This window comes from Paenibacillus sp. J22P143, assembly GCF_059692035.1.
Map to the genome: position 1 here is coordinate 17749 of NZ_JCAUAQ010000009.1, position 14008 is coordinate 31756.

General features: G+C 45.0%; 4 protein-coding genes. All 4 read left to right on the forward strand.

All coding sequences use genetic code 11. From position 1 onward, the window contains the following. The first annotated feature begins 187 nt into the window (after nt 1–187). The 4 genes from AC58PQ_RS15120 (at nt 188) to AC58PQ_RS15135 (ending at nt 13907) form a co-directional block, all read left to right on the forward strand. Nucleotides 188–5149: a DUF4073 domain-containing protein gene (locus tag AC58PQ_RS15120; protein WP_497242805.1), complete on the forward strand. Its 4962-nt coding sequence runs from the start codon at nt 188–190 to the stop codon at nt 5147–5149. Between the two features lie 128 nt (nt 5150–5277). Further along, the gene (locus AC58PQ_RS15125; RefSeq protein WP_497242807.1) at nt 5278–9726 is read left to right on the forward strand and encodes an endo-alpha-N-acetylgalactosaminidase family protein; all 4449 of its coding nucleotides are present in this window, start codon (nt 5278–5280) and stop codon (nt 9724–9726) included. A gap of 207 nt (nt 9727–9933) precedes the next feature. Further along, a complete protein-coding gene (locus AC58PQ_RS15130; RefSeq protein WP_497242809.1) occupies nt 9934–12315 on the forward strand; it encodes a helix-turn-helix domain-containing protein in 2382 nt (793 codons plus the stop codon). Between the two features lie 2 nt (nt 12316–12317). Beyond that, complete coding sequence (locus tag AC58PQ_RS15135; RefSeq protein WP_497243012.1) at nt 12318–13907, forward strand: extracellular solute-binding protein; 1590 nt, start codon at nt 12318–12320, stop codon at nt 13905–13907. Nucleotides 13908–14008 lie beyond the last annotated feature (101 nt).

The window sequence follows — 14008 nt, forward strand, 5'->3', positions numbered from 1 at the left end:
CAAAAGTAAGTACAAACTTCGCCTATTATAGTACGAATTTCTCTTAATATTTTTCGGTAGACGCGTTAATCTATTTGTATAATATTCTAAATATTTCCAGTGGAAAAGTGTTGGATTTTCCCCTACAGCTAGGGCGCGATGGATGCAACCAATGCGATAGTAAACAAAAGATGAAAGGGTGATTGTTTTGCGCAAGTTATTGAAGACGCCTCTCAAGAAGGAAGCTTTATTAAGTATTATGGTAGCGGCTTGTATTTCCTCAGGTTTTACTGGTCTTACGACTCTATTGCCGCTAGGAATAGCGCATGCGGCAACTGCGGTCACATACACGGGTTCTGCACAGCCCCCAGCTCATAATCTTGCCCTATGGTATCGACAACCGGCAACGGATTGGCAGAAACAAGCTTTACCGATTGGAAACGGTTACATGGGTGGAATGGTTTATGGCGGTGTAGATCAAGAGCATATCCAGTTCAACGAGAAGACGCTTTGGACAGGAGGCCCGCGGTCTATTGCCGGAGGCGGAAGGGACGGCAATAGAGATGGTGCGGCCGATCATTTAGAGGATGTTCGTCAGAAGCTGGCCAGTGGCGATCAAGCAGGAGCCAGATCGATTGCCGAGCAATATTTGACAGGGACATTAAACGATTATCCGCAATTTGGCTATTATCAAAATTTCGGCGATATCTTTTTCGATTTTGCGCTTCCTGCTTCCGTGACGGTGAGCGACTATCGACGCGAACTTGATCTGGAGGATGGGATCGCACGTGTTACTTACAAGCAGAATGGGGTCGAATATACACGCGAATATTTTATGAGTTATCCAGATAAAGTGATGGCGATGAGGCTTTCCAGCAGTCAGCCGAATCAGTTGAACTTTGATGTTAGGGTTACAAGCCCGCAGACGAATCCTTCCATCGTGGCTAATGGTAATATACTGACCCTCAGCGGTAAGCTTGCTGATAATAATATGGCGTATGAATCGCAGTTCCAAGTTAAGAGCGATGACGGAACGGTTACGGCCGGTAATGGAAAGTTGACAGTAGCAGGCGCTAGCTCGGTTACGATCCTCATGTCTGCAGCTACGGATTATACCAATCATTATCCGGATTATGTCGGAACGGATCCACACCTAACTGTGACCGATAACCTAACAGCAGCTTCTGCCAAAACATATGATGTGCTGCGGGCGAACCATTTGGCTGATTATCAGTCGCTGTTTAAGCGAGTATCGCTTAATCTGAATGACCAGCAAGCCACGATACCGACTGACCAACTTCTGGCCAACTACAGAACGACCCGCAACAGTGCGCTCGAATCTCTGTATTTCCAATATGGCCGATATATGCTCATCGCTTCTTCGCGTCCGGGATCGCTGCCTGCCAACTTGCAAGGCGTCTGGAATAATTCCAAGACACCGTCATGGGGAGCCGACTACCATACCAATATCAATCTTGAAATGAATTACTGGCCTTCTGAAGTTACCAATTTGAGCGAAACGGCGATTCCTTATGTTGATTTTGTCGATTCTTTGCGGGCTCCTGGCCGGGTCACAGCCCAGAAGCATCACGGTGTAACTGGTTCCGGTTGGACGATTCATACGTTCACTAGTATTTTTGGCTATACGGCACCAGGCTGGGATGTTGCTGATTGGGGATGGCAACCAGCCGCTGGCGCATTCCTTTCCCAGCAGCTTTGGGAGAAATATTTGTTCACGGGCGATACGGCATACTTACGTAATAAGCTTTATCCCATTATGAAGGAAGCGGCTGAATTTTGGACAAAAACGCTCGTTACGGATACGGACGGAACACTGGTATCTACGCCGGGTGTTTCACCGGAGCATGGTCCATTAAGCATAGGGGATTCCTATGATCAAGAATTGATTTGGCAATTATATACGAATTGCATCGAAGCCAGCAATGTTCTTGGTATAGATGAAGCCTTCCGCAATGTATTGATTGACCAACGCAGTCGGCTATCTATGCCGAAAATTGGTAAATACGGGCAAGTACAGGAATGGAAACAGGATATCGACGATCCAAATGATAAGCATCGCCATATCTCTCATCTGGTAGGGTTATATCCTGGAAACTTGATTAACAAGGTAACTACGCCCCAGTTATTTGATGCAGCAAAAGTGACCCTTACGCAGCGTGGAGATGAAGCGGAAGGTTGGAGCAGAGCGAATAAACTGAATCTGTGGGCTCGTATGCTTGACGGTGACCACGCTGAGAAGATTTTCCAAGGACAGCTTGATGACAGCACGTACTCGAATTTATTCAATATTGGCCCGCCATTCCAGATTGATGGTAACTTTGGGGGGACATCCGGGATCGCAGAGATGCTTCTGCAAAGTCATACAGGAAGTATTGACTTGTTACCGGCTCTACCTTCGGCTTGGCCCAAAGGAGATGTCAAGGGCTTGAAGGCAAGAGGCGATTTTGAAGTGGATATAAGCTGGAATGGAAAGGTATTGAGGAATGCAGCGATCACTTCCCTGGAAGGAAATGTCGCCAAAGTCAAGGAAAAGACATTCACTCATGCCGGACAATTTACCGTGCTTAAGGCTGCGGACAATACGCCGGTGAACTATACGGTTAGCGGAGATACGATAATGTTCAATACCGAAGTGGGACAAAAGTACGTGATAACGTCGTCGCTGCCAGCGACACAATTGGCTGTTACGGCTCCTGATTACGTTTCTTCAGGAAAAAGATTTGAAGTAACGACAACATTTAAAAATGACGCACCGAACGCAATTTCAAACGCGAATCTCTCTTTACAGGCTCCGAGCGGATGGACAGTCGAAGCTGTTACACCAAATGTTATTCAGCAAGTAGCGCCGGGCCAATCCGTTGATACAAAATGGGCCGTCACAGCGTCTACAACGGCTGCTACTGGCATGTATGAGCTCTCAGGCAAAGTGACTTACGATTACGGAGCTTTCACTGGCAGTGTTGACTCCAAAGTGAAAGTAACCGCTCCGCCAATTGTGCCTTCAGGCGAAGCTTATTTAGGCGACGCTACCTGGTTGAGTATGACGAATGGATGGGGACCCGTTGAACACAACATGAGTAACGGAGAGTCATCGGCTGGTGACGGTAAGCCAATTACTTTGAATGGAGTTGTCTATCCAAAAGGACTTGGTGTCCATGCAGCGTCCGAGATATCCTATTATTTAGGTGGGAAAGGGAAGCTGTTTACATCGGATATCGGTGTCGATGACGAAGTAGGAAACAGTGGAAGTATCATTTTCCAAGTTTGGGCAGACGGTAGTAAAATTTATGATAGCGGCGTCATGAACGGAAGCAGTGCAACGAAGCCCATAAGCCTTGATATGACTGGCGTGAATGTCCTTAAGCTAGTCGTAACGGATAGTGGAAACGGTAACGGTTCCGATCATGGGAATTGGGCTAACGCCAAGGTTACATCACCTATACCAGTTGGGGCGGTAACCGGCGTACAACTGGATAAGATGGATGTTGCGCTTAAAGTGGGAGAGACGACACAGCTTAGCGCAACGGTTCAACCCGCGAATGCTACGAACAAAAACGTCAGCTGGGCAAGCAGTGATCCGTTGGTAGCCAAAGTTGAAGTTGTCAATGGCATAGCTAAGATATCAGGTCTCAAAACAGGCACCGCCGAAATTACGGCGACGACTGCAGACGGAAACTTTAATGTGAAGGCCCAAGTGGTCGTCACGAATAAGAATGAGACCGTACAAGCAATAAAAGTCGACGAAAAGGATCCATCCATCGTGTATACCGGCACATGGTCGACTTATAGCACATCTCAAGATTACGGCGGTTCAGAGAAATACAGCAGTACAGCTGGCAGCTCCGCGCAATTTACGTTTACGGGAACAGCGATCAAATTAATAAGCATGAAGCAGACGAACATGGGCAAGATTGATGTGTATTTGGATGGCGTGTTAGATCAAGCGGATATCGATTGTTATGCGCCCATTACAACCAAACAGGCTGCCCTCTACAGCAAGACAGGTCTGCCGGCAGGAGAACATACGATCAAAATCGTTGTTAAAGGTACGAAAAGCCCATCGGCAATTGGTACAATCGGAGCTATCGATGCATTCGAATATACACCAGCAATAATAGCACCGAACGTTTCAGCAGACGATACAAACAATGTAATTGTAGGTGCTGACGAGAGTATGGAATATTCGATAGACGGCGGTGTTAGCTATACAAAGTTCAATGCTACCCAAAGCCCTTTATTCAATGGCGACAAGTCCGTACTCGTACGTGTTGCGGCAAATGAAGTTAACTCGGCTGGACTCGCGAAGACGCTGACGTTTACACAGAATTCGCTTCAGCCTGCAACCACGTTAACTGGAACCAACACGATCGCAGCGGGAACAGAGTTTACCGTTCAATACGGGCTTAGTAACACGCAAAATGTATATGCACAAGATCTGACCCTTACCTATAATTCGGATCTGTTGGAATTTGTTTCAGCAGAATCGCTGAAAGAGGAATTAGTCATTGTAAATAAAACGGAAAAGCCAGGTCAAATCCGACTCATTGCAGCGAGCACAGGCACAAATACCGCTAATGCGAGCGGAGATTTGCTGAAGCTGCACTGGAAAGCCAAATTAATCTCTCAGCCGCAGTCCGCAGTAATCACGTTGTCTAACATTAAGATTGCTAACGGCGAAGGTCTAGAAACAGAAGTATCTGGTAGTGCCAACAGCGTACAAATTACTGTTGTGGATAGGGCGGCACTCACTGCCATAATTACTGAAGCGCAAACGAAACATGATGCAGCGGTAGAAGGCACACAAGTCGGACAGTATCCAATTGGTACCAAAACAGCACTGCAAACAGCAATTGATAAAGCTAAGACAATAGCAAATGACTTGGGAGCAAATGAGGCTCAAGTGACGCAGGCAGTGACAGAGTTGAATGCTGCAGTTCTGTCCTTTACATCTTCCGTCAACATCTCTATTCCTGGCGACATCAACGGAGATGGCAAAATATCTGTTGGCGACTTAGCTATTGTAGCTTCGGCTTATGGGAAAACTTCTGCTGACCCAGATTGGAATCAGTATAACAAAGCGGATGTTAACCATGATAACAAAGTAGACATTAGCGACCTTGCAGCCGTAGCGAAAAAGATTCTCGAATAATACAACACGCAGGCACATAGTCACAGGTGATTGAGAAACAGAGGACAGTTAGAATGTGTATATCAGCAATTGTTCGATATACACATTCTACACTTAAAGTTCAAATAGTAGAGAGGATGGTTATTTATTTGAAAATCAGCCATCGCAAGTTGAAAAAAAGCGCAGCAGTATCATTAGCATTGCTTACAGCTATGCAAATATATGCCGCTGTACCGGCAGGTACAGCTCAGGCGGCTGTGGGGGATGCTTATTTCCAGGACTATAACAACGGTCAAATTGGCGGCTGGAAACAAGCCTCCGGCACCGCGACTTTCAGTGTAGTTAACAATATGCTCAAAGTCGCTGCTTCCGGAGCGACTTTGGTGGTAGACGACAATTCACCTTCGTTGCAGAATGCCGAGTTCGCAACTAAATTTAGTGTCGATAGCGGAACAGGCCGGTATGGATTCCTGTTCCGGTATGTCGATGTCAATAATTTTGCCGGCGTTATTTATGACGGTGGCAACTGGCTCTACTACTATAAAAAGAACGGTACGGAGTCCTACGCCACGATTGCCTCCAAGGCGATGTCTAACAACCAGACCTATGATATTAAAATCAGATATGTGGACTCGGATATTATTTTGTGGATTGACGGTGTGAAGGTCGCTGCTACAACCGTCGCAGGGATGCCTACTGCTCCTGGGAAAATCGGAATGAGAGCGTGGTACGACAATAAATCGCTGTATCTCGATGATACCAGCTATACGCCATACACGAAGCCCACACCTCCTCAGCCTAATCCTAATGCAGTTAATTTTGTGATTGAATCGGACACCATGAAAGCGGAAGTGGACAGCACGTTCCCCCGCGTAGACAACTACGTGTGGAAAACTAACGGAGCCGTCATGAACGGGCAGAAAAATTATCTGTACGCCGTGAAAATCAACGGGGAAGAGTATTGGCCGAAAACGACGGCAGAGAAAGTGGGGAACAGCGTTATCTACACGCTGAATGTAGAAGAGCTTGCCATACTGTTGAAAGTGAAGTTGGAAGTCGTGGACAATGTACTCGAGCTGAAGTTCACGGATATCCAAGAGAACGGCAGCACGAAAGTGAAAACGATCGAGTTCCCGAACCATAGCTTGGTCTCTGTCTCTTCGACACAGCCGAAAGCACAGGAGGCGGCTGCGCGGTTCTCCGGCGGTTGGGATCCCGTTTTTGAAGAATATATTGATTTGAAAAATGGAGCGCAAAACCTGAATCCAAGCGGCAGGACGTTCGGCTTCGTCAATTCCGATCAACTGGCGGCGACCATTGTCAATAATGTCATTAACGCTAATGATAAAGTGCGTGCCAGTGTGGCTGATGCATCATCGGGCGAGAAAGTTGCAACATTATCGAACGGTGCTTGGACGTACCGTGAAAGTATGATCGCCCCGGCTCCAGAAGCGTTGCCATGGTCGAAAGTCGTTATTACGCCGGACGCGAATCATGACGGCACTCTTGATTGGCAGGACGGAGCCATCATGTACCGAAGCCATTCCGAGATGCCGTACGGAAGCGACATGATTAAGGATAATATTTCTTGGATCAGCATGAATATTGGAACGGCGGGAATGCCATTTCTGCGCTCGCTTGACAACGCCAAGAAAATTTCCCATTTGACCGATGGCTTCGGACAGCTCGTTGTGCAAAAGGGCTATCAAGCCGAAGGGCATGACGACTCGCATCCGGATTATGGCGGCCACATCGGTATTCGACAGGGCGGAAAGGACGATTTCAACTACTTCCTGACCGAAGGAAAAAAATACAATATCAAAGGCGGCGTGCATATCAACGCCACGGAGTTCCATTTGGACGCATTCCAAACAAAGATGGCGAATTTGGTCGCTCCGCTGAGCAAAGGCTGGGGCTGGCTCGATCAAGCCTACCTTGTCGATAAGCGCAAGGATATCGAGTCCGGTGAATTGAAACGGCGCTTGGATATGCTGAAAGCGGATACTGGGAACAATTTGGACTTCGTTTATGTTGACGTTTATTCAGGTGCAGGCTGGGATGCCAAAAAGTTGTCCGAATACATCAACGGCAACGGCTGGATGCTGGGCACGGAATACGCTGGTCCGATTCAGGAACAAACGGCATGGGTTCACTGGGGGACGGATCCTGCATATCCGAACCAAGGGAATAACAGCAAAATCGTTCGTTTCATTCGCAACACCAATGTGGACGGATTTTTGAGTGAGCCGTTATTGAAAGGTATTCAACAAGCTGGTGTCGGGTACTGGCAGGCAAACTCGAATTTCTACAGTTATCAGGAAGTAACGAAAACATTCTTTAACCAGAACCTGCCGACGAAGTATATGCAGCATTTCCCGATCATGAAAATGACGAACAATCGCATCGATTTTGCAGGGAATGTCTCAGTTGCACGGGCTGGAGACGGAAAAATTCATTTGACCAAAGACGGCAATGATATCGCGATCATGACAGATTCGAGCAATGTGAGCAACAGCACTGTGTTTATTCCTTGGGATCCAGTGAAAGAAGATAAGATTTACCACTGGAATCCGTCAGGTGGCAGCACAACATGGAAGCTACCTGCTTCGTGGAACGGCGTACAGTCCGCTAAGCTCTATAAGCTGACAGATACTGGCCGTGAGTTGGTGGGAGACGTCCAGGCATCGAATGGACAAGTGACACTAACGGCTGTGCCTAATGTCGGTTATGTGCTGTACAAGACTGATGCTCCGCAGGAACCTGCAACCGTCTGGGGCGCAGGCAGTCCGGTCAAAGATCCAGGTTTTGACAGCCATCAGTGGGGGACTTGGAGCAAATCATCTACTGGAGGAACGACGGATCATATCTCCTTTAAGAAAAGCAGCAATGCGGAGGATTATCTGGAAGTAAAAGGAACAGCTGACGCGAAGATAGATCAGGTTATCACAGGACTGAAGCCGGGCAAAACGTACAGCGCATCCGTGTGGGTGAATGTAAACGGAGCAGACCGCAAATCGTCCATTAGCGTCAAACAAGGCGACAAGGAAGTGTCCAATTACTTGGTGGACACCAAACTGAAATATTTTGCTCCGCAGCACAAATATTACAATACCTTTTTCCAACGCGTGAAAGTGAATTTTGAAGCACTAAGCGATACGGCTGTACTCTCACTAACCGTTGCGCCGGGGGATGCAACGGTTTCCTTAGACGATGTGCGGGTTTGGGAAAACCCTGGGAAAACGGATGGAGCAGATGTGATCCTTAATGAAGACTTCGAGAATGTTGATGAAGGTTGGGGACCGTTCGTCTACGCGAAAGCAGGTAATGTTCAAACGCATATGGTGGATACAAACGGAAATCAAGTGAAATCGTATGTGCTTGACGGCAGATTCTCGCTGAAAACGAATGAAGGCGGAGCAGGCGAATGGCTGCGTACACTGCCGCAGACGCTTCGTCTCGGTACGAATTCGAAGTACCGCTTGACGATGCAGGCAAATGCGGATGTCGCCAATCAGTACACGGTTGCCGTTCGTGTGAATGATAACGGCACTGTACGTGACCTTGCGACCAAAACACTGCCGGCAGGAGCAAGCGCCGTCGACTTGACGTTCACGACTGACAATGCAAAGAATGCTTATCTCGCCATCGTGAAAGGCGCAGACGTCAGCAGCGCCGAGCTCAATGGACAACTCACAGTTGACAACATTCGCGTGACAGACGAAACGCTTCATGCGGTGACAGGTGTCGTGCTCGACAAAACGGAAGCATCGATCGTAGAAGGAACTACCGTAGAGCTGAATGCCACGGTGCAGCCCGAGAATGCGACGAACAAAAACGTGACGTGGTCCAGCAGTGATGAAACAATCGCCAAGGTTGAGGTAGTAAACGGTAAAGCAATCGTTACAGGCTTAACAGCAGGCAGTGCAGCCATTACAGCAACAACGGCAGATGGCAGCTTCAAATCGACGGCGCAAGTCACCGTCACGAGGGTGATCACATCTCCAGGAACGACAGTACTCGCACCGTCGTCCGTTCAAAAGGGGGAATCCTTTAAAGTACGAGTAGGTTTGTCAAGCGTGACACAAGCCGTTTACGCACAGGATTTGACGTTATCCTATGATCCGGCAACAATGGAATATGTGTCATCCCAATCAACTCAAGAAGGGATCAGCATAATTTCCCAGAGTGATGCAACACCAGGCAGCCTCCGGTTCATCCTTGCCAGCCAAGGCGCGGCTCATGCGTTCAGCGGCAGCGGCGACGTACTGGAGCTTACCTTTAAAGCGAAAGACCTCGTCCAGTCGGGAGTGGGCCGAATCGCTGTGGAAAAGGCAATGCTCGGGGATGCTGTGGGACAAGAGAAGAACGCGACGCTTGCGTCTGGCAATGTTGCGATCACTACGTCGCCTCCAGGTACCCCAGGCGATGTGAACGGAGATAACAAAGTGTCGATCGGTGATCTTGCGATGATCGCAGCTAGATATGGTAAAGACTCAACTAGCGCGGATTGGCAGCTTGTGAAGAAAGCCGATGTTAACGGCGACAATAAAATCGATCTGTATGATCTTGTGATTGTGGCTTCACGGATCATCAACTAAATGTACCGCCAGGGAGGAAATATCCCTGGCGGTATTTTATTTTGACCATAAGAAAACAATGGAATGTTTTCCAAGAAAAAATTTGGGGTTATGCTGAAAAATAGCTCGAACTCTGATATATTTAAAAGGCAAACCCTGAATATGTATAATAGACAATCCCTGCTACTGAAAGCGATCACATCTTAGAAAAAGAATAGGGGAACTGATGTGGGGAAGTTAGTAGGATTTTTCAGACACCGTAAATGGACGAATCGATTCTATCATTATTTATTCTCCTACATTTTACTTGTCGTAACACTGTTATTATTTGTTAGCGGTGTAGTATACAAATCTTTTATTGCTACTTTAAGTGATGAAATAGAAGCTTCCACTGTTTCAAATATGAGTAAAATTAAAGACGAAATGGATACAAGAATTGGCGAATTAAATCGGATGGCTTTGCAAATTGGCTCCGACTCTTTATTAACGCCATTTAAAGTTTCTGAGGATGCATATTCATCGTACATCACAGTGACAGAATTAAAAAAATATCAATCAACAAACCTCTTCATTCGCGACATCGTTTTATATTACTCTTGCCTTTCATGCACGTCCATGTACGCAGCAAGCGGAACATATGATACAAATAACTTTTTCAACTTCATCTATAAATATCAGAATTGGGGTTTAGAACCCTTTTTAAAGTCATTACCCACCATGGATTCGCCAGTAATGCGGCCGCTGGAACGTGTAAGTATTAATGGAAGACCAATTAATATGTCTACATATTTGTTTCCGATTCCATATAATTCGCCAAAACCATTTGGCGCATTAATGTTCTTAATTGAGGAACGGACAATGAACCAACTAATTCAAAATGTATTGGGAAATAATCGCGGGTTCGTGTTTATAAAAAACAGCAGCGAAATCTTAGCACATCATTCGAACGGCGAAAGCGAGGAAGATGTGGCGCATATCCAACAATGGGTTGAGACACACAAGGATACAGCTCCCGTAAGTGAAGTGAAGATCAATCGCATTAACTATACCGTAATTCATGTGAAATCGGACTATAATGGATGGTCTTACGTCACCGTATTGCCGAATGCGCAAGTGATGAATAAATTGGTTCAAAGTCGCAAGTTATTTTTTTGGACAATTGGTGCTGTGTTCATACTGGGAATATTGATGGCCGTTTCCTTTTCAAAAAGAAATTACAGACCCTTGAAAAAGTTAATTGCGGCAATAAACTTTGTTCAGCATACTTCGATAAAGGATTTATCGAAAAAGTCAAATGAAATCGATTTGATTTCTGATTTTGTATCGGAAATGAATAAAGAACGTGAAGGATTAATGAATAAGCTGCAAAGCCAAGCAAGCATTGTCAAAGAACAATCTTTACTTCAAATTTTGAAAAGAAGCCCAAAAGAAAAGGAACAGTCAGATACTGTGGCTGCTATTTCGAGACTAGAGCTGGATAAATCGCATTCTATCGTCATGTTATTTATGATTGACAATTACAATCGATTCATTCAACAATACCCAAAATCCATGCAAGAAATTTTGAAATATAGTTTAATCAAGGTTACAGAAGAGTTATCTGCAGAGCTGGGAAAGGGATTCGGAGCGGAATTGACGGATGATCGAGGAATCGTGATCTTGCTCAATATGAATGAAGAGACCGCTAAACTTGAGCAAATTAAACATTTGGCAAGTAAGGTCAAAGCGTTCTTTAAACAAGATTTCGATTTGACACTAACCGTTGGAATCGGCAACGTCATTAACGATTATTCGATTATTCATCAATCTTATTTACAGGCCAAGCAGGCGATTCGGTATCGTTTTATAAAGGGAGTAGACCAAGTTATTTGCTACAGCGAGATTCAAAACTCCAAGAAATATGAAAATTGGTATCCCAACGAACTGGAAATGCAGATGTTAATGGCGATCAAACAAGGGAATGATGGAGAAGTACAGAAAATCATCAGAGAGACAATGGACAATGTCGTAATAAGACAAATGTCGCTTGAGGCTGTGGAGTTTATTTGTTTCGGCATTGTTAATACGATAATGAAAGCTCTCATGGAATTGAATATCGAAACCGAACAAGGAATTGAGCAAATGCTGGAGGATTTATATATCCCGCGTTTTGAAACTATTGAAGAAATGGAAATCATTATTTTAGACTTCTGCCGCAAAGTGTGCAAACACATTGGGGACAAGAAGGAAAGTAAAAATGTAGTACTGCTTGAAAACATAAAAGTTTATATTACCAACAATTTCCGGGACAATACCATCGATCTTAACAGAATCGCCGATACGTTCGGTATGTCCGGTTCATACGTTACCAGATTTTTTAAAGATCATACGGATTATTCAATCATGCGTTATATCGATCAACTAAGAATGGATGCAGCAAAAAAATTAATTGGTGCGACAGAGTTGACGTTAAAGGAAATTCTACTTGAAGTAGGTTATGTTGATTCAACCAATTTTATCAGAAAGTTTAAAAAAAACGAAGGAGTTACGCCGATGGAGTATAGAAAAATTGCCAAAGGCAAATCCTCAGAGATAGAAATCGAATTTCTGCAAATGGAGGATATACTTTGAAAATGATAAAATTGTTCTCTATATGCATGGGAACAGTGATGTTTTCATCGCTCATTGCCGGCTGCAGTAGTGAAAATGGCAGAGATAAACCGACTGAGCAGAAGAAAACGGTAACAGAATCGAATCTGACAATGTCGGGACTGCCCATTGTCAAAGAGCCAATCACGTTGAAATTTTTTGCGCCTAAGCGATTAACAACGCAAAACTTGAACGATATTTTGCTTTGGAACGAATATGAGAAAATGACGAATGTAAACATAGAATGGACCGATGTCCATAGGGATCAAATGGTGGAGAAAAGGAATATTATTTTGGCTAGCGGGAACTATCCGGATGTGTTTTACGGAAGCCGGTTTTCGAGCTCGCATGTGCTCAAATATGGGCAACAAGGCGTTTTCATTAAACTGAACGACTTGATTGACCAAAATGCACCTAATATAAAACGTCTTATTGATCAAAATCCTGAAATTAAAAAAGCAATTACACTGCCCGATGGAAACATCTATACCATTCCGACATTGATCGATCCATCATTCGAATCCATGCGATCAGGTACCTTTTTGTGGTTCCAAAAGCAGTGGCTAGACAAGTTAAATATGTCAGTGCCTAAGACGACGGAAGAACTTTATAAATTCCTCAAGCAAGTTAAAGAAAAGGATTCTAACGCCATTCCATTGGGCGGCAGTGGTCATGTCATCAGCCTTATTAGGGGTTCATGGGGACTTGGTAACCGGGGCAATTCTCATCCGTATGTTGACATGGATCCGAAAACAGACGTATTGCGATTTATTCCATCCTCAACAGGGTATAAAGAAATGCTGCAGTATTTAAACAAGCTGTATAGTGAAGGACTCCTGGAAAAAGAAATTTTTACAGCAAACGCTGAGCAATCAATTGCCAATGGTACGCAAGGGAAGTATGCTGTTATTCCGGGCTATAATCCAGAAGCTACGCTCAAGCAAAAAGGATATATCGCCGGCGTGACTTTGAAGGGTCCTAATGGAGATCAGTTATACGCTAACGTGGACTCATTAGTCAGATCAACCGGGGATTTTGTCATTACCAAAAACAATAAAAATCCTGAAGCTACAATGAGATGGATCGACTATTTTTACAGTGATGAAGGCGCAAAAATGTTCTTTATGGGCTTCGAAAGTGCGACGTATACAAAGACGGCGGATGGCCAGTTTGAGTTCGTGGATGACATCAAGAACAATCCGAAAGGGTTGACGCAGGATCAAGCTGTTGGTCAATACTTGACTTGGCCTGGGAACAGTTATCCCGGAATTCTGAAGCAGCAGTTTTTTAAAGGAGCGGAAGGGATGCCTGCTTCTGTTGAGGCAGTAAAGAAAGTGAAGCCTCAATTCATTTCAGTGATTTGGCCGCCATTCTCCTATTCGACTGAAGAATGGAACCGTATGTTGGCGTTAAAAAACGATATTGAAACGTATGTATCAGAGATGCTCGCCAAATTCGTTACGGGAAACGTACCTTTTACGGAGTGGGACAAATATACAACGACATTGCAGAAGATGGGTATTGACGAGTATATGAAAATTTACACTTCCGCTTATGATCGTTACAAAAAGTAAATAGCGGCTTAATCCAAAATGTTGTCTATTCCAAGCGGAAGGGCTCTTTTAGATAACCAATTTCTGGGCCTATTAGACAATTACAGCATGAAAATTAACTT

Bases quoted from the DNA above. Each gene is read 5' to 3' on its own strand.
- AC58PQ_RS15135 (WP_497243012.1), top strand. From the start codon at position 12,318: ATGATAAAATTGTTCTCTATATGCATGGGAACAGTGATGTTTTCATCG.